Origin of the sequence: Micromonospora sp. URMC 107 (assembly GCF_051386315.1) — a bacterium.
In the GTDB taxonomy this organism is placed as follows: domain Bacteria; phylum Actinomycetota; class Actinomycetes; order Mycobacteriales; family Micromonosporaceae; genus Micromonospora.
This window is the reverse complement of record NZ_JBPQTK010000094.1, coordinates 1-24,497: the sequence shown is the minus strand read 5'-3', so window position 1 is coordinate 24,497 and position 24,497 is coordinate 1. Positions and strand designations below refer to the sequence as shown.

20 protein-coding genes and 1 pseudogene are annotated in these 24,497 nt (G+C 75.1%); 10 read left to right on the top strand and 11 right to left on the bottom strand.

Annotated elements, in window-relative coordinates; translation table 11 throughout:
* Window positions 1-18: 18 nt before the first annotated feature.
* From ACSNN9_RS20320 to ACSNN9_RS20305, 4 genes are all read right to left on the bottom strand, one after another.
* Window positions 19-369 carry a glycosyltransferase gene (locus tag ACSNN9_RS20320; protein WP_148710137.1) on the bottom strand — a complete coding sequence of 117 codons (351 nt, stop codon included), beginning with the start codon at window positions 367-369 and terminating at the stop codon, window positions 19-21.
* Between the two features lie 265 nt (window positions 370-634).
* Entirely contained in the window at window positions 635-1,000 is a 366-nt protein-coding gene (locus ACSNN9_RS20315) for a nuclear transport factor 2 family protein (protein WP_436674908.1), read from the bottom strand.
* Between the two features lie 105 nt (window positions 1,001-1,105).
* Complete coding sequence (locus ACSNN9_RS20310; RefSeq protein ID WP_436674907.1) at window positions 1,106-1,552, bottom strand: DUF6194 family protein; 447 nt, start codon at window positions 1,550-1,552, stop codon at window positions 1,106-1,108.
* A gap of 186 nt (window positions 1,553-1,738) precedes the next feature.
* Window positions 1,739-2,572: a nitroreductase/quinone reductase family protein gene (locus ACSNN9_RS20305; protein WP_436674906.1), complete on the bottom strand. Its 834-nt coding sequence runs from the start codon at window positions 2,570-2,572 to the stop codon at window positions 1,739-1,741.
* 327 nt (window positions 2,573-2,899) lie between these two features.
* On the opposite strand from ACSNN9_RS20305, the gene ACSNN9_RS20300 reads away from it, so the two are divergent.
* Complete coding sequence (locus ACSNN9_RS20300; protein ID WP_436674905.1) at window positions 2,900-3,475, top strand: maleylpyruvate isomerase N-terminal domain-containing protein; 576 nt, start codon at window positions 2,900-2,902, stop codon at window positions 3,473-3,475.
* A 6-nt stretch (window positions 3,476-3,481) separates the two neighbouring features.
* Here the strand turns inward: ACSNN9_RS20300 and ACSNN9_RS20295 are convergent, their stop codons facing one another.
* Complete coding sequence (locus tag ACSNN9_RS20295; protein WP_436674904.1) at window positions 3,482-3,955, bottom strand: DUF1992 domain-containing protein; 474 nt, start codon at window positions 3,953-3,955, stop codon at window positions 3,482-3,484.
* Between the two features lie 118 nt (window positions 3,956-4,073).
* A complete protein-coding gene (locus tag ACSNN9_RS20290; RefSeq protein ID WP_436674903.1) occupies window positions 4,074-4,637 on the bottom strand; it encodes a GNAT family N-acetyltransferase in 564 nt (187 codons plus the stop codon).
* Between the two features lie 138 nt (window positions 4,638-4,775).
* On the opposite strand from ACSNN9_RS20290, the gene ACSNN9_RS20285 reads away from it, so the two are divergent.
* Window positions 4,776-5,426: a LysE family translocator gene (locus tag ACSNN9_RS20285; protein ID WP_436674902.1), complete on the top strand. Its 651-nt coding sequence runs from the start codon at window positions 4,776-4,778 to the stop codon at window positions 5,424-5,426.
* Window positions 5,427-5,509: 83 nt separating this feature from the next.
* Here the strand turns inward: ACSNN9_RS20285 and ACSNN9_RS20280 are convergent, their stop codons facing one another.
* Window positions 5,510-7,540 (bottom strand): beta-galactosidase, encoded by a 2,031-nt coding sequence (locus ACSNN9_RS20280; RefSeq protein WP_436674901.1) that lies wholly within the window; start codon window positions 7,538-7,540, stop codon window positions 5,510-5,512.
* A 159-nt stretch (window positions 7,541-7,699) separates the two neighbouring features.
* Between ACSNN9_RS20280 and ACSNN9_RS20275 the strand changes: the two genes are divergently transcribed.
* Window positions 7,700-10,039 carry a TIM-barrel domain-containing protein gene (locus ACSNN9_RS20275; RefSeq protein WP_436674900.1) on the top strand — a complete coding sequence of 780 codons (2,340 nt, stop codon included), beginning with the start codon at window positions 7,700-7,702 and terminating at the stop codon, window positions 10,037-10,039.
* A gap of 49 nt (window positions 10,040-10,088) precedes the next feature.
* Here ACSNN9_RS20275 and ACSNN9_RS20270 read toward each other — a convergent pair whose 3' ends face one another.
* The 3 genes from ACSNN9_RS20270 to ACSNN9_RS20260 are packed head-to-tail and all read right to left on the bottom strand — an operon-like array spanning window position 10,089 to window position 13,737.
* A complete protein-coding gene (locus ACSNN9_RS20270; RefSeq protein ID WP_436674899.1) occupies window positions 10,089-11,057 on the bottom strand; it encodes a carbohydrate ABC transporter permease in 969 nt (322 codons plus the stop codon).
* Window positions 11,054-12,073 carry an ABC transporter permease gene (locus tag ACSNN9_RS20265; protein WP_436674898.1) on the bottom strand — a complete coding sequence of 340 codons (1,020 nt, stop codon included), beginning with the start codon at window positions 12,071-12,073 and terminating at the stop codon, window positions 11,054-11,056. Before ACSNN9_RS20265 ends, ACSNN9_RS20270 begins: the two co-directional genes overlap by 4 nt.
* Window positions 12,070-13,737, bottom strand: coding sequence for an extracellular solute-binding protein (locus ACSNN9_RS20260; RefSeq protein WP_436674897.1), 1,668 nt, complete (start codon window positions 13,735-13,737; stop codon window positions 12,070-12,072). The genes ACSNN9_RS20265 and ACSNN9_RS20260 overlap by 4 nt, the downstream gene beginning before the upstream one ends.
* Before the next feature lie 189 nt (window positions 13,738-13,926).
* On the opposite strand from ACSNN9_RS20260, the gene ACSNN9_RS20255 reads away from it, so the two are divergent.
* The 4 genes from ACSNN9_RS20255 (at window position 13,927) to ACSNN9_RS20240 (ending at window position 21,090) form a co-directional block, all read left to right on the top strand.
* Window positions 13,927-15,147, top strand: a complete 1,221-nt coding sequence (locus ACSNN9_RS20255) for an ROK family transcriptional regulator (RefSeq protein ID WP_436674896.1) — start codon at window positions 13,927-13,929, stop codon at window positions 15,145-15,147.
* A 218-nt stretch (window positions 15,148-15,365) separates the two neighbouring features.
* Window positions 15,366-17,813, top strand: coding sequence for a beta-glucosidase family protein (locus ACSNN9_RS20250; RefSeq protein WP_436674895.1), 2,448 nt, complete (start codon window positions 15,366-15,368; stop codon window positions 17,811-17,813).
* Window positions 17,810-18,868 carry a LacI family DNA-binding transcriptional regulator gene (locus tag ACSNN9_RS20245; protein ID WP_436674894.1) on the top strand — a complete coding sequence of 353 codons (1,059 nt, stop codon included), beginning with the start codon at window positions 17,810-17,812 and terminating at the stop codon, window positions 18,866-18,868. Before ACSNN9_RS20250 ends, ACSNN9_RS20245 begins: the two co-directional genes overlap by 4 nt.
* A complete protein-coding gene (locus ACSNN9_RS20240) occupies window positions 18,865-21,090 on the top strand; it encodes a glycosyl hydrolase family 95 catalytic domain-containing protein (RefSeq protein ID WP_436674893.1) in 2,226 nt (741 codons plus the stop codon). Before ACSNN9_RS20245 ends, ACSNN9_RS20240 begins: the two co-directional genes overlap by 4 nt.
* Window positions 21,091-21,119: 29 nt before the next feature.
* On the opposite strand, the gene ACSNN9_RS20235 is transcribed toward ACSNN9_RS20240, so the two are convergent.
* Entirely contained in the window at window positions 21,120-21,629 is a 510-nt protein-coding gene (locus ACSNN9_RS20235; protein WP_436674892.1) for an NUDIX hydrolase, read from the bottom strand.
* 123 nt (window positions 21,630-21,752) lie between these two features.
* On the opposite strand from ACSNN9_RS20235, the gene ACSNN9_RS20230 reads away from it, so the two are divergent.
* The 3 genes and pseudogenes from ACSNN9_RS20230 (at window position 21,753) to ACSNN9_RS20220 (ending at window position 24,409) form a co-directional block, all read left to right on the top strand.
* Window positions 21,753-22,901, top strand: coding sequence for a hypothetical protein (locus ACSNN9_RS20230; protein ID WP_436674891.1), 1,149 nt, complete (start codon window positions 21,753-21,755; stop codon window positions 22,899-22,901).
* Window positions 22,902-23,177: 276 nt separating this feature from the next.
* Window positions 23,178-23,769: pseudogene (locus ACSNN9_RS20225) on the top strand (pyridoxamine 5'-phosphate oxidase family protein).
* A 298-nt stretch (window positions 23,770-24,067) separates the two neighbouring features.
* On the top strand, window positions 24,068-24,409 hold the full coding sequence (locus ACSNN9_RS20220) for an RNA polymerase-binding protein RbpA (protein ID WP_046564157.1): 342 nt from the start codon (window positions 24,068-24,070) through the stop codon (window positions 24,407-24,409).
* Window positions 24,410-24,497 lie beyond the last annotated feature (88 nt).

Sequence of the window (24,497 nt, the reverse complement as noted above, 5' to 3'; positions counted from 1 at the left end):
CCCCCCCCCCCCCGCGGCTCACGCCGCGCGCAGGGCGTTGCGCCGCATCCAGCCGATGCCGTCGCTGGCGCAGCTGCAACTCACCGACACGTACCACTCCAGCTCGCTGGTGTTGTAGTGCTCCATGCAGTAACCGCCACCGACCCGGTCGCCGGCGTTCTTGACCTTCAGGGCCGGGTCCATCCGGGTCGGCTGCTCGTACACGCCCGCCGACGGCCAGGTGACCACCCACTCGCAGGTGGCCGCGGCCCGGAAGCCGCTCCGCTGCTCCGCGTCGACCCCGGTCGGGGCGGCGCTGGCGGGGGTGGCGACTGCCAACAGTCCCGTGAGGACTCCGGCGAACCCGAGCATGGCGATTCCCTTACGCATCCTTCGTATCCCCTCATCGACGAATTCGTGCCAGTCGATAGCCTACGGTGTCGACGCCGTATGCGCTGGGTGAGATCCGGTGCGGCTCGACGGCCCCTGGGCGACCGGCTACGCCGGTCCCCGCGCCCCCGAGGCGGTGGCCCGATGACTCGCCGCCTCTTCGCCACCGGCGCCGGACGCCGTGGTGGGCCGGTTGTCGCAGCGGCTCGGGAGCGCGATGGGTGAGCTACCGTGCGACGCGAGGCCACGCCCGTCCCGTCGGTCGTCAGCGGTGGTCGTTCTCCTTCAACTCGATGACCCAGGCGCGCCGCTCGGCGATCTTGCCGTCGCGCATGACGAAGACCTCGGCCATCGACATGCGCATCTCCTCGCCGGTGTCGCGCCGCACCGAGCCGACCAGCTCCGCCATGACGGTGTCGCCCTGCTCCACCATGCGTAGGACTTCCAGGTGGGGCGGCGGCACGAAACCCGGCCCCTCGATGGCGGCGTCGTAGGCCTCCTTGCCCTTGAGGTGGAAGGCGCCGAACACCGTCCACTCGATGTCGTCGGTGAGGCAGGACAGGATCTGCGCGTGGTCGTTCTTCCGGAAGCCGTCCAGGTAGGTCTCGACGGTCTGCGTGTTGCGCGACATGGCGGTTCTCCTCGTCCTCGGCGGGCCTGCCATCGGGCAGGGCCCGCCGAAGCTAACCCCGCGGCGTGCCGGCCGGCCCGTGGGACGCGCCGGCCGGCACGGACCTCAGGGCGAGGTCCGCCGGGACCGGTGGTTGGCGTACTTGCGGGCCGCGAAGTCGTACGCCTCGGCCAGCAGATGCCGCACCGCGCCCAGGGTCGCCTCGCCGGGGTTCACCACGCACACCCAGTGCTGCGGGGCGTAGACCGGGTGCGGCAGCACGGTGTCCGGGACCGTGTGGTCGACGCCGCCGTCCGCCCCGTGCCCCTGCGCGAAGAGCGCCCCGTACGCCGAGCGGGTCAGCCCGATGTTGAGCCGCCACGCGTCCGGCCGGCTCAGCGCGGAGGCGTCGTCGTAGTGGTCGCCGGTCACGATCGTCGCGAACGGCAGCTGCCGCTCGGCGGGCAGGTCCCGGCCGGGGTCGTAGATGTAGAAGATGTCCCCGTTGGCCTCCAGGATGTCCACCCCGTCGAAGGTCTCGCGGATGTACCGCTTCATGTCCTCAACGTTCATGCCTCAATTTTTTCATTGAAATGCTTGTTGAGGCTTACGCCCGTTCTGTGCCGTCTGCGGGCCGCAAACCCTCAAGTCCGGGCGCAACCCGCCCGCACGCGCCGGCGGTGCCCCGTTCCGGATCCTCGGCGGCAGCGCGAGCGGTCGGATTCCGCCCGCGACCGGGGCCGGTCGCGGGCGCACCCGCTATCCGATGCCGTCGAGGACGGGGATGAGCTGCTCCTCCTCGTACGTCAGGTGGGCCTCCAACTCGGTGGTGAGACGCGTCATCTCCCGGCGGGCGTCGGCGGGGTCGGCGTCGGGGTCGCCGGCCACCTGCCGCAGGCGCTCGACGAGCGCGGCGATGCGACGGTGTTCCTCACGCAGCCGCGCCAGCGCCGGGGCAAGGTCCGGACGTTGCCCCTCCAGCCTGGCGAACATGCCGTCGTCCTCGTTGCGGTGGTGGTGGTGCAGGCCGTGGCAGAAGGTCAGGCAGTTGACGCGCAGCTGCGCGCCCAGGCCCGGGCCGCCGCGGGTGACCTCGTCGCGGATCAACGCCAGCTCCCGGCGGAACGCGTCGTGGACCAGTTTGAGCGCCGCGCCCCAGGACGCCGCCTCCGGTGGCCCGCCCGCCACCTGGTGCAACGCCACCACGGGGATCACCCGCGTCGTCTTCGCCTGGTACGCGGCCCAACCCGGGTCGGCCGCCACGGCCCGGGCGAAGATCTCGTCGCGTTCGGCGCCGGCCAGTACGACCGCGCGGGCCTGGTAGGTGAAGACCCCGTCCTCGACGGTGGCGAGCGGGTCGGCGAGGAGGTTGTGGTACCAGTCCGGGTGCCTCGGGCCACCCCCGGCCGAGGCGATGACGAGGATGCGTTCCTCGCCGTCGGGCAGGTAGCCGACCGGGGTGGTGTGCGGGGCGCCGGAGCGGGCCCCGGTGGTGGTGAGCAGGATCAGTCGGGCCCCCTCGAAGGGCCCGCCGACCCGGCCGGAGTTGGCGCGGAACTCGTCGATGATCTGCTGGTTGAAGTCGTTGGGCAATGCTCTGCTCTCTGCTCGGGCAGGAGATGCGGCCACGATGGATCGCCCGCCCGGCGACCGGTGGCGGCGGGGATGCGGATACGCCGGCGTACGACCGGCGTGGACGGTGCGAGACGTGTGAGAGGCGGTGGACGTGCGTCGACACCGCAGGTGGGGGGCGCCGGCGGGCCGCGGGCCCGCCCCCGGCTCACCTGACGGCCGGGTGCCCTGTCCGCTCGTGGCCCATGGCCGACCCGGCAGTCACGTGTCCGACCCTAGTGTCGGTGGCGGCGGGCAGGCAAGCGTCATCCGGTTGCGGGAGCCGTGGCGCGGTGGCACGGTCGGGTGATGCCCGAGCTGACCGGCGTCGACGTGGACCGCGCGGTGGCCGAGATGACCGCCGTTCTCGGCCCGCACACCGGGCGGGACTGGAGCGTGCCCGCCGGCGGGTTGGAGTGGAGTTGCTGGACCACCGCCGCGCACGTCGCGCACGACCTGCTGGCGTACGCCGGCCAGGTCAGCGGGCGGCCCGAGAACGGCTACCTGCCGTTCGACCTGGCCGTCTCCCCCACCGCCGGCCCGGCCGAGGTGCTGCGGGTCGTCGTCGCCTGCGGTGGCCTGCTGCGGGCGGCCGTCGACGCCGCCGGGCCGGACACGCGGGCGTGGCACTACGGGCCCTGCGACCCGGCGGGCTTCGCGGCGATGGGGGTGGCGGAGACGCTGCTGCACACCGACGACATCGCCCGCGGTCTCGGGGTGCCCTGGCAGCCGCCGCAGCGGCTCAGCGTCGCCGTGGTGCGGCGGCTCTTCCCGGACGCGCCCGCCGGGCCCGCGCCGCAGGTGCTGCGGTGGCTGACCGGCCGCGGCGAGCTGCCCGGTCGCGCCCGGCGCACGTCCTGGTCGTGGCGGGCGGCGGTGGACTGACCGGGGCTACGCCGCCCGGCGGCGCCACGGCGGTCGCCAGCCCCGCCGGCGCGGTGGAGCCGCCGGCTGCGGGGGCGGTGGCGGGGACCCGACGGCGGTCTCCCGCTCGGCCCGCCAGCGGCGGACCACGTCGTCGGCGTTGACCGGGCGCACCGCGACCCGGGGACCGGTGGGCGTACGCAGCCAGGCGAGGATCTGGGCGTTGAGGTCGGCGACGAACGCGCGCACGGACTGCTCGGTCGGCAGGTCCCGCACCTCGTCGGGCACCTGCTCGATGCGGCGGCGCAGTTGCAGCGGCGTCGGCAGCAGCAGATCGGTGGGCAGCTTCTCCCGCTCGAGGAAGCTCTTGATCCACCACGACTCGTCGTACGGCTGGCCGCGGCCCGGGATGGGCTTGCCCATGCCGGGCAGGTTGTCGAACTCGCCCTGCTCCTGCGCCGCGCGGATGCGCGCCTCGACCGTCGCTTCCCAGCTGTCCACCTGCCGACACCTCCCCGGCCCCACCGTAACGCGGTCGCCGCGGCGGGGTGACGTTTGCGCTCTGGGAGCCGCCGCCGCTGCCGCCGAACTCCGCCGCCGTCGTGGCCGACGGAAGGAGTCAGCGCCTCGGCCGGGACGGGAATTCCCGCGCGGGTCGGCAGCGGGCGTGCCGGTGGCCGTCGCGGGGGAACGGTGGCCGGGCCGGCAGCACCTCCTGGAAGCGGTAGCCGGCCTTCTCCGCGACGCGGCAGGACGCGGGGTTGTCGATCTGGTGCAGCAGGTCCAGCCGGCGCAGGTTGGCGAAGCGGGCGAACGCCCAGTCGGTCACGGCAGCCAGGGCGTGCGGCGCGACGCCTCTGCCCCGGGCGGGCGCGGCGGTCCAGTAGCCGACCTCGGCGTCCCCACCGCCCTCCGTGAGGTTCTTGAGGATCACCTGCGCCACCAGGGTCTCGCCGGCCGGGTGCGGCTCGAGCACCGCGAAGCTGAACCGGTGGCCGTCGGCCCAGTCCCGGTGCGCCGCGGCCAGGAACCGGCGCGCCTCGGCGATCGTGGTCACCGGCGCGCGGGTCCAGCGCCGCAGCACCGGGTCGCGGTACGCGGCGATCAGGGCGTCGGCGTCGGAGTCGCGCCAGGGGCGCAGCAGGAGTTCCGGCAGGGTCCCGGTGGCCGGGGCGTGCAGCATCGGCCCAGTGTGCCCGGCGCCGCGTCGGCGGTGGGGGCGGGTGGCGCGGGCCCGGTCGCCACGGCACGTCGGAACGGGTCGGCGGCGCGGTGGCACACGGCGTAGGGTCGGCGCGAGCCGGGCGGAACGGGGGACGGCATGGTCGGCACGGGTGCGCTGGTGGGCATCGCGCTGGTGGCGCTGGGGATGGTGCTGACCCCCGGCCCGAACATGGTCTATCTGGTGTCCCGGTCGGTGACCCAGGGCCGGCGGGCGGGGCTGGTGTCGCTGCTCGGTGTCGCCGCCGGATTCGGCGTCTACCTGGCCGCCGCGGTCGCCGGCATCGCCACGGTGTTCGTGCTGGTGCCCGCCCTCTACACGGCGGTCAAGCTGGCCGGTGCGGCGTACCTGCTGTGGCTGGCGTGGCAGGCGCTGCGGCCGGGCGGGCAGTCGCCGTTCGCCCCGGCGCCGCTGCCGCCGGACCGGGCCCGGCGGCTGTTCACCATGGGCCTGGTCACCAACCTGCTGAACCCCAAGATCGCGATTCTCTACGTGTCGCTGCTGCCGCAGTTCATCGACCCGGCCCGCGGTCACGTGGCGGGGCAGAGCCTGCTGCTGGGGCTGACCCAGATCGCGGTGGCGCTGACGGTGAACGCGCTGATCGTGCTCAGCGCCGGCGCGCTCGCCGGTTTCTTCGCCCGCCGGCCGCTGTGGCTGCGGGTGCAGCGACTGGTGATGGGCACGGTGCTGGCGGGGCTGGCGGTGCGCATCGCCGCCGACCGGTCGCGCGCCGCCGTCGCCGTGCCCTGACCGCGGGCCCGCCCCCGGACAGCGGGCCGTCCCCGACGCCGCGACGGGCACCGGGCGCGGCGGCGAGCGGGCCGCCCGCGGTGTCAGGCCCCCCGGTCGGTGCCGGCCTCCCGGAGCACGGCCACGCCCCCGGCGGGCAGGTGCACCTGGGTGGCGGCCGTCGCGCCGGTGAGCAGGTCGACCCCGGCCACCGGCACCCGCCGCGGCTGGTCGGTGTGGTTGAGCAGGAACAGCCAGCTCGTCCCGGCGCCGCGCCGGCGGACCGCCTCGACCCCGGCCGGCGCGGCCGGGCAGACGGGTGTCGCGCCGGCCGCCCGCGCCGCGTCCGTCATCAGCCGGCGGTACGTGGCGTCGTCGGGTCGGGTGGACAGGTACCAGGCGGTGCCGGCGGCGAAGCGGTGGCGGGTCACCGCCGGCAGCCCGGCGAGCACGCCGCCGGCGTACGAGGCCACCGTCTCCGCGCCGGCGAGGCGCACCGTCTCGGCCCAGAGGCGGCCGGTCCCGCCGTCGGACAGCGGCACCGTCTCGTCGTCGGCGAGTGGATGGAACTCCTCCACCCGCACGCCCAGCACGTCGCGCAGCGCCCCGGGGTGGCCGCCGAGGCGGACGCGGGCGTGTTCGTCGGCGACTCCGCTGAGCCAGGTCACCACCAGGTGGCCGCCGCCGTGGACGTACGCGCGCACCCAGTCGGCGGTAGCGTCGGAGGCCAGGTAGAGGGCGGGCAGCACCAGCAGCCGGTACCCGTCCAGGGCGTCGCCGGGCAGCACCACGTCGGTGCCGAACCCGGCCCGCCACAGCGCCCGGTGCGCCGCGGACACCTCGTCGCGGTGGTTCAGTCGCGGCGACGGCATCCCCGGGTGGCCCAGGGCCCAGCCGCTGGCGGCGTCCCAGGCGATGGCGACGGCGGCGTCGACCGTGCCGCCGTCGACCTCCGAGATCCGCTCCAGCGTCGCGCCCAGGTCGACGGCCTCCCGGAACACGCGGGTGTCGGGACCGGCGTGCGGCACCAGGGCGGAGTGGAAGCGTTCCGCTCCGCCCGCCGGGGCCCGCCACTGGAAGAACATGACCCCGCGCGAGCCGCGGGCGGCGTGGGACAGGCTGTGCCGGGCCATCCGGCCGGGTTCCTTGGCGTGCATCCGCCCGCCGCTGTGGATCTGGTTGGGGGCGCTCTCCATCAGCAGCCACGACGCCGACCGGTCGACGCCGCCGGTGCGCCGCCCGACGCCGTGGCGGGCCCAGCCCCGGGCCAGGTCGGCGGCGAGGGCGGTCTGTTCCTCGGCGCCGCCGTCGACCGCGTCCGGGTAGTGGTCGATCGCCACCACGTCCACCTCGGCGGCCCAGCGGGCGTGGTCGACGGGCACCCAGTCGCCGAGGACGTGGTTGGTGGTGACCGGGACCGCCGGGTTGGCCGCGCGCAGCAGGTCGCGCTGCTCGACGTACGCGGCGAGCAGGGTGTCGGACCAGAAGCGGCGGAAGTCCAGCAGGTGCCCCGGGTTGGCGAGGTACCGCGTGGCGCGGGGCGGGTCGATCTGCGCCCAGTCGGTGTAGTGCTGGCTCCAGAAGCTGGTGGCCCACGCGGCGTTGAGCGCGTCGAGGTCGCCGTGCCGCTCGGCCAGCCAGTGCCGGAACGCCCGCGCGGTGTGCGCGCAGTGGCAGGTGGTGCCGTACTCGTTGTGCACGTGCCACAGCGCGAGGGCCGGGTGGTGGGCGTAGCGGTCGGCGAGGGCGGTGGCGATGCGCCGGGCGGCGGCCCGGTAGGCGGGCGCGGCGGCGCAGTATGTGTCCCGGCTGCCGTGGTGCAGGCGCACGCCGTCGGCGGTCACGGGCAGCGCGTCGGGGTGCGCCAGCGAGAACCAGGGCGGGGGCGAGGCCGTCGGGGTGGCCAGGGCGACGCCGATGCCGCCGGCGTGCAGCAGGTCCAGCACCTCGTCCAGCCAGTCGAAGGTGTACCGGCCGGGCTCCGGTTCGAGTCGCGACCAGGCGAACACGCCGACGGTGACCAGGTTGACCCGGGCGCGGCGCATGAGGGTGACGTCCTCGCGCCACACCTCGGCCGGCCACTGTTCGGGGTTGTAGTCGCCGCCGTAGCGGAGTCCCACGCCGTCGCCCCACATCGTCCACCGCCGTTTGTTGAGGAAGCGTCCAAAATATTGATCGCGTTTTCGCCTGTCAAAGCCCGACTTCCGTCGATCCGGCGAAGCTCGTCGTTGACAGTTAGTTGGGAAGGCAAAGAAACTGGCGGGACCGTCGGAACCATCCCGGAGGAGACGCCGATGCCCTACCGACCGCCGTTGGTCCCGTACGAGACCTTCGTGGCCGACCCACCCGACCTGCCGGTGCGGGCCCCCGGCGAGGACGGGGCCGCCGTCGTCGGCCGGGCCGAGGTGGTCGCGACCGACCCGCACGGGGTGACCCTCAAGGCCGCCCTCTCCGACGGCGCGAGCATGGTGGTGCGCGTCGACGCCGCCGGCGAGGGCGTGATCCGGGTACGCCTCTCCGACGACCCGCAGGCCCGCAGCCGCTCGGCCCGGGCGCTGCCGCTGGTGCACCCCGGCACCCACCCGGCCGCCGTCACCGTCGACGACGCCCGCGTCCGCGTCGACGCCGGCACCGTGGTCGCCGAGATCCGGCTCGACCCGTGGCACCTGCGCTTCCTCGGTCCCGACGGGCGGCTGCTGCTCGACCAGGACCCCGGCACCCGCGACATCAGCGGCCGGCGGCGCACCCTGCCGTTCGGTCGCTCCACCGTCGACGGCACGCCCGTCGCCTGGCACGAAAGCTTCGTCGCGCCCGGCGACGAACGCTTCGTCGGCTTCGGCGAGAAGTTCACCCCGCTGGACAAGCGGGGGCAACGGCCGCTGATGTGGAACTTCGACGCCTTCGGCGGCGAGTCGGACCGCTCCCACAAGAACGTGCCGTTCTACCTGTCGGACCGGGGCTACGGCGTGCTGGTCGACAGCGGGCTGCCGGTGCAGTTCGACGTCTGCCAGTCCACCCACAGCAGCGTGCAGATTCTCGTCCCCGACGACCTGCTCGACTACTACGTGCTGGCCGGCCCGACGCCGGCCGAGGTGCTGAGGCGCTTCGACCGGCTCACCGGCCGGCCGTACCTGCCGCCGAAGTGGGCGTTCGGCGCCTGGGTCTCCTCCGGCTTCTTCCCCGACTCGCAGGAGCGGGTGCTCGAACGGGGGCGCCTGCTGCGCGAGCGGGGCATCCCCTGCGACGTGCTGCACCTGGACTGCTACTGGCAGGTTGCCGGCCGCTGGTCGGACCTGAGGTGGGACGACGAGGCGTTCCCCGATCCCGCCGCGATGCTGCGCACCCTCGCCGAGCGGGGTTTCCGGGTCTGCCTCTGGATGAACCCGTACCTGATGACCGGCAGCCCGCTCTACGCCGCGGCGGCCGAGGCCGGGTACTTCCTGCGCCGCGCCGACGGCAGCCCGTACGTCGCCGACGTGTGGCACGGCAGCCACCCGGCCAGCGCCATCGTGGACTTCACCAACCCGGCCGCCGTCGAGTGGTTCACCGGGCTGCTGCGGCCCCTGCTGCGGCAGGGGGTGGCGGTGTTCAAGACCGACTTCGCCGAGGGCGTGCCCGTCGACGCCGTCGCCCACAACGGGATGACCGGCGCCGAGCTGCACAACGTGTACGCGCTGCTGTTCAACGACGTCGTCGCCCAGGTGACCGAGGAGGTGACCGGGCACCGCACCGTCTGGGCCCGCTCGTCGTACCTGGGCGGGCAGCGGCACAGCGCGCAGTGGAGCGGCGACGTCAACGCCACCTGGCCGGGGCTGGCCAGCACCCTGCGCGGCGGGCTGTCGCACGGGCTCTCCGGCGTGCCGTTCTGGAGCCACGACACGGGTGGCTTCCACGGCACCCCGACGCCGCAGCTCTACGTGCGCTGGACCCAGTTCGGCGCGTTGTCGCCCCTGGTCCGCCTGCACGGCACCACCAGCCGGCTGCCGTGGGACTTCCCCGCCGAGACCGAACGCGACGCGGCGGCCGCCCTGCGGCTGCGCTACCGGCTGATGCCGTACCTGTGGTCGGCGGCGGTGCGCTCGGCCGCCGACGGGGCGCCGATGATGCGCGCGCTGCTGGTGGACACCCCCGACGACCCGACGGCCTGGACCACGGACCTGCAGTACCGCCTCGGCACCGACCTGCTGGTCGCCCCCGTCACCGACCCGGCCGGGCGGCGCGACGTCTACCTGCCGGTGGGCGACGACTGGGTCGACGCCGCCACCGGCGAGCGGCACCCCGGCGGGCGGCACCTGCGGGTGGACGTGCCGCCGCACCGGCTGCCGCTCTACGTCCGCCACGGCGCGCTCGTCCCGGTGGTCGCGCCGGGCGACACGGTGGGCGACGGGCCGTTCCACGACGTCACCCTGGTGAGCTGGGGCGGCGTCGACGCGGGCACGGTGCTGCACGACGTCGACGGCGACACGGCCGTGACGGCCGTCCGCGACGGCGACACGCTGCGGGTGGACACCGACGGGCCGCTGCGGGTGACGCGCGTCAGCGTCGTCGGCGCGCACGCCCCCGCCCGGCTGCTGCTCAACGGCGAGCCGGTGACCCCGGCGCCCTTCGACCCGTGGTGGCCCGACCCGGCCTGACGCGCCGCGGCGCCCGGCCCGCGTCGGGTCGGGCGCCGCCCGGGTCCGCTCAGCCCTTCACCGCGCCGGTGATGACGCCCTTGGTGAAGTGCCGCTGCACGAACGGGTAGACGATCACCGCCGGGATCACGGTCACCACCACCACCGCCATCTTCACCGCCAGCGTCGGCGGGTACGCGGTGACGCCGGGCAGGCTGACCGCCGCCCCGGACACGTTCGGCGACTGCCCGGCGAGGATGTAGCTCTGCAACACCCGCTGGATCGGGAACTTGTCGTTGTCGTCGATGTAGAGCACCGCGTTGAAGTAGGCGTTCCAGTAGCCGACGGCGTAGAAGAGGCCGACGACGGCGATCACCGCCCTGGACAGCGGCAGCACGATGCGCAGCAGGATGTGCAACTCCCCGGCGCCGTCGATGCGGGCGCTGTCGAGCAGCTCACCGGGGACGTTCATGAAGAACGCCCGGATCACCACCAGGTTGAACACGCTGATCGCGCTGGGCAGGATCAGCGACCAGATGCTGTCCTTGAGCCCGAGGCCGGTGACCACCAGGTAGCTGGGCACCAGGCCGGGGAAGATCAGGAAGGTCAGCAGGAAGAAGAAGAGCAGTCCCCGGTGCCCCACCGACCCGGGCCGGGACAGCCCGTACGCGGCGAGGACGGTGAGCACCAGGCTCACCGTGGTGCCGAGCACCGTGACGAGAGTGCTGATCCACACCGCCTGGCTGATCTGCCCGCCGCTGAAGATGGTGACGTACGCCGACGGGTCGATCTCGCGGGGCAGCATCACCATCCCGCCGGCGGCGTCGATCGTGTCCCGCGAGGCGAGGCTGGTCACCAGCACCGCCCACAGCGGCACGAGCACGGCCGCGACGAGCAGCGTGAGCACCGCGCCCTTGGCCACGGTGCCCGCCACCGTGGGCGGCTCCTCCCAGGCGGGTCGCCGGGAGCGTCGCCGCGGCGGCGGGTCGGGGTTCGGGCTGGCCGGCACCGGTCCGGCGCCACTGAGCTGCGCGGTCATGACTTCGCGTACACCCCCTGCTCGCCGAGCCGGTGCGCCACCTTGTTGGCGGTGAGGATGAGCACCAGCCCGACCACGGCCTTGAACAGCCCGGCGGCGGCGCCGAGGCCCCACTGCTGCGTACTGATGGCCTGGTGGTAGACGAACGTGTCGAGCACCTCCGCGGCCTCCCGGCCGACCGCCTCGCGTTGCAGGATGAACTGCTCGAAGCCGACCGACAGCGCGTCGCCGAGCCGCATGATGAGCAGCAGCACGATCACCGGGCGCAGGCCCGGCAGGGTGATGTGCCACAGCCGCCGCCACCGCCCGGCCCCGTCGGCCGCCGCCGCCTCGTAGAGGTTGGGGTCGATCGCGGCCAGCGCGGCCAGGAAGACGATGGCGCCCCAGCCGATGTCCTTCCACACCGCCTCGGCGGTGACCAGCACGATGAAGGTGTCCGGGTTGGTCATGACGTCGAACGGTTGCATGCCGGCCTCGCGCATCTCCTGGGCCAGCAGCCCGGCCCCGCCGAGCATCTGCACGAAGAAGGTGACCACCAGCACCCAGCTGAAGAAGTGCGGCAGGTAGACCACGCTCTGCACGAAGCCCCGGACCCGCGCGGAGACGAGGCTGTTGAGCAGGATGGCCAGCAGGATCGGCAGCGGGAAGAAGAAGACGAGCTGGAACGCGGTGATGGTCAGGGTGTTGCGGACCGCGTCCCAGAACAGCGGGTCGCCGAAGAGCGCCTCGAAGTTGCCGAAGCCGATCCACTCGCTGTACCAGAACGCCTCGAGGGGGTCGTCGCCGACGAACGGGTTGTAGTCCTGGAAGGCGATGACGTTGCCCAGGGTCGGCAGGTAGTGGAAGACCAGCAGCAGCGCGGCGGCCGGCGCCGTCATGGCCAGCAGCGGCCAGTCCCGGCGCAGCCGGTCCCGCAGGCGACGCCGGGCCCGCACGGGCGGGGTACGGCCGGCGGGCGCGGGCTGGCCGGTGGCCGCCGGCGCGTCGACCGGGCCGGCGGTGACCGGGCCGCTCATCGGCCGTTGTCCGCGAGCGCCTTCTCGTGGAACGCGCGCCCCTCCTCACCTCCGGCGGCGAGGAACTCCTTGCGGACCTGCGCCAGGTCGCCGACGGGGCGGCGGCCCCGCAGGATGTCACGGATCTTGTCGTCGGTCGGCTGGATGATTTTCGACCAGTTGGCCGGCAGCTCCAGCTTGATGCCGGCGAACAGGTCCTTCTCCATGAGGGCGATGTTCTTCTGGTAGTAGCCCAGGTAGTCGCGCACGTAGTCGGGGGTGTCGCCGCTGCGCACCTTGACCGGGACCCGGCCGCCGATGTGCGTGTACTGCGCGCCCAGTTCCTTGCGGCCCAGCTCCGTGGGGACGGGGCTGCCATCGGCCGCCCGGGTGAAGTGCCGGCCCTCCACGCCGTACTCGCGCAGCTCGAACTCCCGGCTGCCGAAGGGCGCGGCACACCAGTTGAGCACCCGCAGCAGCTCGTCGACGCGTTCGGCGCCGAGGCCCTTCCTGAGGAATGTGTAGAAGATGGGCTTCTCGCTGCCCCAGATGACCGGCTGCGCCCCGGCCGCGCCGAAGACCGGCAGCGGCTGCATGTCGAAGCTCGGCAGCTCCTTGACCCGCTCGCCCTGCATGCCCTGCCAGGCGCCGAGGCCGTCCTGGTACATGAGGATCTTGCCGGCCTTGAACAGCTGCTTCTCGTCGGCGCCCTTGCTGGCCACGGTGTCCGGGTGCACCAGCCCGTCGGCGAACAGCTTGGCGGTGAACTCGAGGGCGGCCGCGAAGGCGGGGTTCTCGAACCTGTGCTCCAGGCCGCCGTCGGGCCTCTTGCGCCACGTCTGCTGGCAGCCGAAGAACTGCTGCACCATCTCGAAGACACTGCCGAAGGCCCACACCCCCTTGGCGGGATCGGTGACCTCGCGGCCGAGCTCGTGCAGTTCCTCCGGCGACGTCGGCGCCGCCAGGCCCGCCTGGGCGAGCAGGTCGGCGCGGTGGAACAGGGCGTACCCGAACGGCCCGTCGGTCGGGAACGGCACCGCGTACAGCCGCCCGCCCCACACCGAGTACTCCCAGGCGCCGGTGGGCAGCGCGGCCAGGTAGGGGTACTTCGCGGCGGCGTCGCCCTTGAGGTGGTCGGTGAGGTCCTCGAACAGCGCCTTGACCGCGTCGGAGAACCGGGCGACCTTGTCGACCTCCCAGTTGGGGGCGCTGAGCAGCTCCGGCACGTCGCGGGCGCCGAGCATCGCGTTGAGCTTGTCGGCGTACGTGGTGCCGTCCTGCAGGCTCGGGTGCACCTCGACGCCCAGCCTGGCGTTGACCGCCGCGAGGTAGGAGTTGCGCCCCACCGTCGGCGGGGCGGGGCCCCACCACGGGCTCATGGTGCGGATCGGCGGGCCGCCCCGGCCGGGCTGCTCGGTGACCGCGTCGACGAGGCTGCGGGGGTAGCTGAGGTAGCCGTCGGGGATCGGCCCCTCCCCGGGGATGTCCGGCTTGAGCAACTCGGCCGGCTTGTGGGTGGGCAGCACCGACCGGATGGCGTCGGCCGTCGTGGCGCTGCCCTTGCTCCCGGCCTCCTTGCTGCAACCGGCCAGGGTGGCGCCGCCCACGCTCGCGGCGGCGCCGAGGCCGAGCAGGCGCAGCAGGGACCGGCGGTCGGTGGATGCGCCCGGCAGGGACGGCTTCACGGCGCACTCCCTTCGTCTTCGGTGGCGGTTTCGCGGAACGTGCGGGTCCGGCTAGAATTAGTTGGGGTTCTAGCCGAACAAACTAATCGACGGTGATCCGTCCCACAAGACAGCGACCCGACGTACGCGATGATGGGGCGCGCGGCACCACCGGGAATCGCGCACCGTCGCCCAGGGAGCGGACAGACCGTGATCAGCAGCCACAACGAACCGCAACCGACCGACCTCGGCGACGTCCGGACGGCCAACCGGGCCGTGGTGCTGCGGCACGTGCGCCGGCACGCCCCCTGCTCCCGGGCCGACATCGCGGCGCACACCGGGCTCAACAAGGCCACCGTGTCCAGCCTGGTCGGCGAGCTGATCGAACGGCGGCTGCTGCGCGAGACCGGGCTGACCGAGAACCGGGTCGGCCGCCCCGCGACCATGCTCGTCCTCGACGGCGCCCCGTACGCGGCCCTGGGCATGCAGATCGGCGCCGACGAACTGGTGGTGGTCGCCGTCGACCTGGCCGGCACCCGGCTGCTCACCTGGCGGCGCGCCTTCGCCGCGCCGTCGTCATCCCCCGCCGAGACGGTCCGCGCGCTGGCCACCCTGGCCCGGCGGGCGATCACCCGGCTGACCGGGCAGGACCGCCGCGTGCTCGGCCTGACCGTGGGCGTGCCCGGCCTCGTCGACCCGGACGGCGCCGTCCCCCGGGCCACCGCGCTCGGCTGGCGGGACGTGGCCCTCGCCGCCGACCTGCGCGCCGCCCTGCGCGATCCCGGCCTCACCGTCGACGTCGACACCGACGCCAACCTCGCCGTCCTGGCCGAACACCGCCACGGCGCGTACGCCGGGGCCGCCCACCTGGTCCACCTCACCGGCGGGGCCTCCGTCGGCGCGGGGATCGTCGCCGGCGGCCGCCTGCTGCGCGGCGGCCGGGGATTCGCCGGCGAGATCGGGCACCTGACGCTCGACCCGGCCGGTCCCGCCTGCGGGTGCGGGCGGCGCGGCTGCCTCGCCGCGTACGCCGGACTGCCGGCGGTGGTCGGCCGCCTGCTGCCCGACACGCGGCAGGACGGGCCGGTCACCGACTTCCTGCCGGAGATCGAACGCATCCAGGCACTGGCCCGCCAGGACGACCCCACCGTCCTGGCCGGACTGGCCGACGTCGGCTGCCGGCTCGGGCAGGCCGCGTCCGTCCTGGCCAACCTGCTCAACCCGCAGGCCGTGGTGGTCGGCGGGCACTTCGCGACCCTCGCCACCTGGCTGCTGCCGGCGGCCCGGGCGGAGTTCGCCGCGCGGACCCACGCCCCGCAGGCCGGCGGCTGCCAGTTCGACGCCTCCACCCTGGACGCGGCGGCCACCGCGCTCGGCGGCGCCACCGCCGCGCTCGCCGCCGTCGAGTCGGGACGGCTGCCCGCGGCGTGACCACTCCGGTCGCGCGGGTCTTGACCGGATCGGCCCCGGGTGCCAACCTCGAACCGCCGCTTCGTGGTTCGGGCACCCGGGGCGGCATGTCTCGGGCGGTCGTCGAAGCGCTTCAACGCTTCCGGGCCGGCGACCCCCACCCCGCGATGCCGCTCGCCCACCGTTCGTCGAAGCGCTTCGACACGGTCGTGAGGCGGACCCACGGAAGGCGACCGACCATGACCGACCTCCCCGCCCCGGAAGCCCTCGTCGACGACCTGTTGGGCCGGCTCACCCTGCCGGAGAAGCTCGGCCTGCTGCACCAGTGGCAGGCGCCCGTGCCCCGCCTCGGCCTGCCCCCGTTCCGCACCGGCACCGAGGCGCTGCACGGCGTGGCCTGGCTCGGCAAGGCCACCGTCTTCCCGCAGGCCGTCGGGCTCGCCAGCAGCTGGAACCCCGAGCTGATCCGCGCCGTCGGCGCCGCCGTCGGCGACGAGGTGCGCGCCAAGCACCACGCCGACCCCGGGCGGGTCGGCCTCAACGTCTGGGCGCCGGTGGTCAACCCGCTGCGCGACCCCCGCTGGGGACGCAACGAGGAGGGCTGGTCCGAGGACCCGTGGCTGACCGGCCGGCTCGCCACCGCGTACGCCCAGGGCCTGCGCGGCGACCACCCGGACCGGCTGCGTACGGCCCCGACGGTCAAGCACTTCCTCGGCTACAACAACGAGACCGACCGGGCCACCACCTCCAGCGACCTGTCCCCCCGGGTGCTGCACGAGTACGAGCTGCCCGCCTTCCGCGCCCCGCTCGCCGCGGGCGCCGCCGTCGCCGTGATGGCCTCCTACAACCTGGTCGACGGGGTGCCGGCGCACCTCAGCCCGCTCATCGCCGACGAGCTGCGCCGGTGGGCGCCCGGGGAGCTGATGGTGGTCGGGGACGCCGGCGCGGTGACCAACATCGCCGGGGTGCAGGGCCACCTGCCCGACCACGTCGAGGGCTTCGCCGCCGCCCTGCGCGCCGGGATCGACAGCTTCACGGAGGACGACGCCGACAGCGCCCCGACCGTCGCGCGGCTGACCGAGGCGCTGGACCGGGGGCTGATCACCGCCTCCGACGTGGACCGCGCCGTGCGGCGGATCCTCACCGTCCGGGCCCGCCTCGGCGACCTGGACCCCCCGCGCGACGACCCCTTCGCCGGCGTCGCGCCGGACGTCGCCGACCGCCCCGCGCACCGGGACCTGGCCCGGGAGGCCGCCCGCCAGTCGATCGTGCTGCTGCGCAACGACGGGCTGCTCCCGCTCACCGACCCGGCGCTACGGGTGGCCGTGCTCGGCCCGCTGGCCGACGCCGTGCACACCGACTGGTACAGCGGCACCCCGCCGTACGCGGTCACCGCCTACCAGGGCCTGGCCGGGCGGCTGCCCACCGTCACCACCCACCCCGGCACCGACCGGATCGCGCTGCGCGTCGGCGAGCGGTACGTCGGCTGCCCGGACACCCCCGACGGCGGCCCCCTGGCCCTCGGCGCCGACGCCAGCGGCTTCGACGTCTTCGACTGGGGACGCGACGTGGTGGCGCTGCGCGCCGCGGGCAACGGTCGCCACGTCGGGGTCGACGAGGCCGGCGCGCTCGCCAACGACCGCCCGGGGCCGGGCGGCTGGGTGGTCCGCGAGACCTTCCGCTTCCACGACGGCCCCGGCGGCACGGCGCTGCTGCACCACCTCGCCACCGACCGGTACGTCGCCGTCGACGCGCACGGGCGGCTGCGCGCCGACGCCCCGACCCCCGGCGACGCGACCCGGTTCACGGTGGAGCTGCTGGTCGACGGGGCCGCCGAGGCCGCCGCCCTGGCCGCCGCCGCCGACGTGGCGGTGGTGGCGCTGGGCAACCACCCGATGGTCAACGGCCGGGAGACCGAGGACCGCGTCGACCTGGCCCTGCCCGGCGGGCAGGAGGCGCTGCTGCGGGCGGTGCACGCCGCCAACCCGCGCACCGTGCTGGTGGTGACCAGCAGCTACCCGTACGCCGTCGGTTGGGCCGAGACGCACCTGCCGGCGGTGCTCTGGTCCGCCCACGGCGGCCAGGAGCACGGCACCGCGCTGGGCGACGTGCTGCTGGGCGACGCCGACCCCGGCGGCCGGCTCACCCAGACCTGGTACGCCGACGCCGCCGACCTGCCCGACCTGCTCGACTACGACGTGATCGGCTCCGACGCCACCTACCTGTACCACCGGGGCGACCCGCTGTACCCGTTCGGCCACGGGCTCAGCTACACCCGCTTCGACTACGCTGGCCTCCGGTTGAGCGTCGCCGAGGCCACCACCGGCGAGGAGGTCGAGGTGAGCGTCGAGGTCACCAACGCCGGCGACCGCCCCGGCGAGGAGGTCGTGCAGCTCTACACGCGCCAGCGCCGCTCCCGCGTCAAGCAGCCACTGCGCCAGCTGCGGGACTTCGCCCGGATCAGCCTCGCGCCCGGGCAGCGGCAGGTGGTCCGGCTGCGGCTGCGTACCGCCGAGCTGAGCTGGTGGGACGCCACGCGGGGCCGCCGCGTGGTGGAGGACGCCACCCACACCGTCCTGGTCGGACGCTCCGCACGCGACGTCCGGCTGGTCGGCGCCCTCGCCGTACGCGGCGACGAGGCGGCCGACGACCGGGCGGCCGTGCCGGCGTCGGGGCGGGCCCGGTGAGCGGGACGCGCGGGCGCCCGTCGCCCGAGCAGCCCACCATCGCCGACGTCGCCCGGCACGCCGGGGTCGCGGTGAGCACCGTGTCGTACGTCCTCAGCGGCAAGCGCGCCATCTCCGAGGTCACCCGCAACCGGGTCCTGGCCAGCATCCGGCTGCTCGGCTACCACCCGCACGCCGGCGCGCGGGCCCTGGCCAGCCGGCGGGCCAACGTGATCGCGCTGGTCCTGCCGCTGCGCGCGGGGATGCAGGTGCCCGTGGTGATGCAGTTCGCCATGGCCGTGGTCACCACCGCCCGCCGCTTCGACCACGACGTCCTGCTGGTCACCTCCGACGAGGGGCCCGCCGGCCTGCGGCGCGTCGCCGCCACCGCCCTGGTCGACGGCGTCCTGGTCATGGACGTGGAGCTGGAGGACCCGCGGGTGCCGTTGCTGCGCGAATTGGCCCGGCCCAGCGTGCTCATCGGCCTGCCCGCCGACGCCACCGGCCTGACCTGTGTGGACCTGGACTTCCACCGGGCCGGGTGGGCCTGCGTCACGCACCTGGCCGGGCTGGGGCACCGGCGCGTCGCACTGCTCGGCGCGCCCGCCGCCGTCTACGACCGGGGCACCGGCTTCGCGCACCGCACCCGCGCCGGCGTGGTCGAGGCCGCCGCCGGCCACGGCGTCGACGCGGTGGCGCTGCCGTGCGAGGAGGGCGCGGTGGCCGTCCGCCGGACCGTCACCGACCTGCTGGAGCGCCACCGGGACGTGTCGGGGCTGATCGTGCAGAACGAGGCCGCCGTGGGCCCGGTGCTGGCCACGCTGCCCGCCCTGGGCCGGCGGGTGCCGCAGGACGTGTCGGTGGTCGCCGTCTGCCCGGACCAGTTCGCCGAGCAGGCCAGCCCGATGCTCACCGCCGTGCCGGTCCCCGCCGAGGAGATCGGCACGCAGGCCGTCTCGCTGCTCATGCGCAAGCTCGACGGCGAGGCGGTGCCGGAGGTCACCCTGCTGGCACCCCGGCTGACGGTACGCGACAGCACCGCCGCCCCCGCCCCGACGGCGAGGCTCGGCCGGTGACGGCCGGGCCGCCGCCCGCCGCGCACCGCATCGTCGACACCGCCCCCGCCGCCCGCTGGGAGGACGCGTTCCTCTCCGGCAACGGCGAGGCCGGGATCATGGTGTACGGCCGGCCACACGCCGAACGCATCATCGTCAACCATCACCGCTTCGTCCTGCCCAACGGCACCCGTCACGCCCGGCCCCCGCAGCTGGCCGCCCTGCTGCCCCGCATCCGGGAGCTGATCCTCGCCGGCCGGCGCGCGGAGGCGAGCCGGCTGCTCGCCGGTGACGGCGTGCTGCGCTGGACGCAGTCGTTCCACCCCGGCTTCGCCCTCACCATCGACGCCGTGGATCCCGGCCCGGTCGGCGACTACCGGCGGCGCACCGAGTTCGCCACCGGCGAGGTCGTCGTCGAGTGGGCGGACGGCCGCCGCCGGTCGTTCGTCTCCCGCGCCGACGCGCTGGTGGTCACCCACGTCGACGCGGGCCCCTGCGAGGTGGGCGTCACCGGCGAGCTGCCCGGCCGGCCGGAGTCGGTGCGCTACCGCGCCGCCGCGTACCGCCGGGGGGAACTGGTCTTCCTGCGCGTGCGGGCCCGCTACCCCGACGCGGGCGGCGCGTACGGCTTCGAGGGGCTCACCCTGCTGCGCGGCGACGTGGCGGTCGTCGGCGACGACCGGGTGGCGGTACGCGGCCCGGCGCTGCTGACCACGGTGCTGGACCGCCCCGACACGCCGCCGTGGCGCACCGGCGACCTGGAGGACCTGCTGGCGGCGCACGCCGGCGACGACTACGAGACCCTGCTGGCCCGGCACGTCGCCCTGCACGGGCGCGCCTACCGGCGGGTGAGCCTGGACCTGCGGGTGCCGGCAGCACAGCGGCAGCTGCCCGTGGGCGAGCTGATCGCGGCGCAGAACGCCGACCCGGACACGCTGCGCCCGGCGCTGCTGGAGCGGCTGTTCCACGCCGGGCGGTACCTGCTGCTCAGCGCCAGCGGCGTCCTGCCGCCCCGGCTGACGGGGCTGTGGCTCGGCTCGTGGGACGCGGCCTGGGCCGGCGACTTCACCACCGACGCCAACCTGAACCTGCAACTGGCCGGCGCGAACGTCGGCGCCCTGCCGGAGGTGACCGCCGCCCACGCCAACCTGGTACGCGGCCAGATCGACGACTGGCGGCGCAACGCGCGGGCGATCTACGGGGCCCGGGGCCTGCTGGCACCCAGCCGCACCGACGGCGAGCACGGCCACCTGTTCCACCTGCACGCCGACTGGCCCTTCGCGGCGTGGCTGCCCGGCGCGGACTGGCTGCTGCACCCGCTGCACGAGCACCACCTGGTCACCGGCGCGCCCCTCGGAGAGGTGGCCGGCTGGCTGGCGGAGGTGGCGGACTTCTTCGCGGACTTCCTCACGGTCACCGACGAGGCGGGCACGGTCGTCGTCGTGCCGTCGTACTCGGCGGAGACCGGCCCGCGCGACGAGCGGGGGCGGCCGGTGCACGTGGCGGTCAACGCCACGATGGACATCGCCGCCGCCCGGCACGCCCTGCGCACCGCCGAGGAGGTGACCGGCTCCGACCGGTGGGCGGGGCTGCGGCGGCGGCTGCCCGCGTACCGGGTCGACGAGCGGGGTGCGCTGGCCGAGTGGGCCTGGCCCGGCTACCACGGCGACGACGACCACCGACACGTCAGCCACCTCTATCCCGTGTGGCCCCTGGACGAGGTCAACCCGGACGACACCCCCGAGCTGGCCCGGGCCGCGCACCGCGCGCTGGCGCTGCGCGGCGACGAGAACCTCTCCGCGCACGGCAGCCTGCACCGGGCGCTGGCCGCCGCCCGGCTGCACGACGGCGCGCTGACCGCCGCGAACCTGCTGAAGGTCCTCGGCAACGACATGTTCTTCCGATCCCTGATGAGCGCGCACAACCCGGGCCTGGTGACGTACAACGCCGACGCCGCGCACGCCCTGCCGGGCGTGCTGATCGAGTCGCTGGTGCAGTCCCGCCCGGGGCTGCTGCGGCTGCTGCCGGCCGCGCTGCCGGGCCTGGGCGCCGGAGTGCTGCGCGGGGTGGCCTGCCGGGGCCGGGTCGGCGTCGAGGAACTGTCCTGGTCCGCCGGCCGGGTCCGGGCCCGCCTGGTCTCCCCCGTGGCGCAGCGGCTGACCGTACGCAGCCCCTACGGCGGGCGGGACGTGGACCTGGTGGCGGCGACGCCGGTCGAGGTGACCTTCGCCGCGCCGCGGTGACGGGTGAGTCGGGGCGCGACGACGGGCGGTCAGAGGGCGTCGGGCCGGCCGAGCGCGGGGTGCCGCTCGCCGGGAGCGGCGTGCCAGACGGGGCCGTCCTCGCGCAGCGTGGTGTCGATGCGCAGCCGCGCCCACTCGTCGATCTCCGGCAGGTCGGCCGGGTCGAACCAGCCCACCTCGGTGGACTCGTCGTCGTTGACGCGCGGCTCGCCGCCCACCGCCCGGCACCGGAACCACACGTTCAGGTACTCGCAGACGTCGCCGTTGGGATAGACCACGGGGTGGGTGGCGACGCCGGCGACCCGTTCGATGCGGGCGTGCACGCCGGTCTCCTCGTACACCTCCCGCAGGACGGCGTCGGCGGGTTGCTCGCCGGGGTCGATGAGGCCGGCGGGCACCGACCAGCGGCCGTTGTCGGCGCGCCGGGCCAGCAGCACCCGTCCGGCGTCGTCGCGGACGACCGCGCTGACCCCGGGCAGCAGGAGCAGGTCGTGACCGACGTGGGCGCGCAGCCTGGCGATGTACGGGGAGATGGCCACCCGGTCACGCTATCGGGTGCCGGCGCGGTGCCGGCGGAGCATCCCGGCGGCGTGGCGTCCGGTCGCCGGCCGGCCCGGTGGGCGGGCGGGCGCGGCGCCGGCCGGCAGTAGACTCCGCCCTCGATGGACGCCGAGCCCACCCCCACTGAGACCCGCCCCTGCGCCCACTGCGGACGCCAGGTGCCGCAGCGCGCCGGCGCCGGCCGGCCGTTCCGCTACTGCCGCGACAACGACGGCGCCTGCCAGCGGGCCTCGCGCAACAGCCGGATGCGGCACCGCAACGCCCCCGGGCTGCCCGGTCAGGTGGCCCGCACGTGGGAGGCGGTGGACCGGCTGGAGCAGGTCGCGGAGAGCCTCGCCGAGGCCCTGCACGCCGAGCTGTCCCCGGTCGGGGTGGAACGCCAGCTCGCGCAGGCCCGCGCCGACGCCGCGACGCAGGTCGCGGCGGCGCAGACCGAACGCGACGAGGCCCGCCGCGACGCCGAGGACGCCGCCGCGGCCGCCGTCCGGGCCCGCGAGGAGGCCCGGTCGGCCGCCGCCGAGCGCGACGCCGCCCACGACGAGGCCCGCCGCGCCACCGAGCGGGCCACGGCGGCGATCGAACGCGCCGACCGGGCGGAGGCCGCCCGCGACGACGCCCGCCGACAGGCCAGCGCCGCGGAGGCCCTGCGGACACAGGCCGAACGCGACCGCGACACGGCCCGCCACGAGCTGCGTGCGCTGCGCGCCGAGGTCGACGCCGAGCGCCGCCGCGCCGCCGAACTCACCGGCGAGCGCGACGCCGCCCGCGCCGACGCCGACCGGGCGACCCGCGCCGCCACCGAGGCCCTCGACCGCGCGCAGCGCCTGCACGCCGAGGCCGAACAGGCCCGCGAGCGGGCCGGGCGGGCGCGCGCCGAGGCCGACGCCGCCCGCACGGCCGCCGCCGAGTCCGACGCGGCCCGGCAGCGCGCCGAGGCCACCGGCCGCGACGCGGAGGCCACCGGCCGCGACGCGGAGGCCGCCCGGCAGCGCGCCGAGGCGGGCGCCGAGCAGGCCCGCGCGCAGCTGGCCGACCTCGCCGCCCGGCACGACACGCTGCGCGCCGACCTGGCCGCCGCGCGGGAGGCCGCCACCGCCGCCGAGGGCCGCGCCGACGACCTGGCCGTACGGCTGCGCGCCGCCGAGACCGACCGCGACGAGGCGCAGCGGCGCGCGGCCCAACTGGCCGACCAGGTCAGCCATCTTGCCGCCGCGCTGGCGAACCTCGGCTCCGCCCGGCAGGCCAGCTGAGCGACCCGGACGGCGCCCGAGGTGGCCTTCGAGGACCGACGCGCACCTGGCTGCTCCCGGGGCCGCCCGTAGTTCCCAGACCAAAGACAACGGTGGGCACCTGATCCAGGCCCTCATCCGGGCTCGCTTGCTCAAGCGGAGGGTTTCCGGCGTCAGGAGTTGTCAGCGCGCAGCGTTCATCGGCCGCCCTGAGACATGCGGGCGCGCCAGTGACCGCCGTGGGACGGCGGTGCCCCGGGGCAGCAGGGCGGGCCGTCGGCGGGTCATGATGCCCGGGTGGGAAAGACACATGAGCGCATCGAGGGCCGCCTGCGCACCTTCATCGAGGACCAGCCGCTGTTCTTCACCGCCACGGCCCCGCTGTCGGGCGACGGCACCATCAACCTGTCCCCCAAGGGGCTGCGCGGCTCGTGGGCGGTGCTCGACGCGCACACCGTGGCCTACCTGGACTTCGCGGGCAGCAACGCCGAGACCATCGCGCACCTGCGGGAGAACGGCCGGATCACGCTCATGTGGTGCGCGTTCGAGGGGCCGCCGAACATCGTGCGGGGTGCACGGGCGCGGCGAGCCGGTGTTCCGCGACGACCCCCGCTGGGGTGAGCTGGTGGCCCACTTCCCCGCCATCGACACCAGCATCCACGGCCTGCGGGCGATCATCGTCGTACGCGCCGAGTTGATCCGCGACACCTGCGGCTACGCGGTGCCGTTCATGTCCTACGACGCCGACCGGGACCTGCACGGCAAGCGGTTCGCCCGGGAGGACGACGCGTCGCTCAGCGACTACTTCGCCGGCAAGGACCACGTGGCCCGCAGCATCGACGGGCTGCCGGGCCTGCCACTGCCGCTGCCACCGACCCCGGCGACCTGAGCCGCCAAGCGAGAAGCGCAAGCGCCCAGGGCCACCGGGTGGCCGGGACACGCCCGCCCAACGACCGGGCGGCGCGTCACCGGCCATCGCCGCCTGCGCCGCGCCGGGGCGGCTACCATCGCCGTTGGCAGCGGAAACACTCCACCCATCCGACCCGGCCCGGGGCGACCCCGCCGGGCGGCTGGCATGGCCGGCTACCCTTGTGCAGGCCCGCCCGGGCACCCCGGGCGGGAATGGCCCGGCGGGAACGGACCGTTACACCGAGAAGACCAGCACCACGAACGAGGGGAAGTCGATCATGGGCGAGCGTATGCTGCGCGGAAGCCGGCTGGGCGCGGTCAGCTACGAATCCGACCGCAACACGGAGCTCGCGCCGCGTCAGACCCGCGAGTACCTCTGCGCCAAGGGCCACCAGTTCGAGGTTCCGTTCGCCGTCGACGCCGAGGTCCCCACGACCTGGGAATGCAAGTTCGACGGCAGCGTGGCCCGGCTGGTCGACGGCAGCGAGCCGGAGCAGAAGAAGGCCAAGCCGCCGCGCACCCACTGGGACATGCTGCTGGAGCGGCGCTCCATCGCCGAACTCGAGGACATCCTCGCCGAGCGGCTGCAGGAGGTCCGCACCCGCCGCGGCCGCGCCTGAGCCGCACCGGACACGACGGCGCGAACACCGCCAGCACCGCCCAGCCGAACCCGATCGCGCGCCCCACCGCGACGAACACCACCAACTC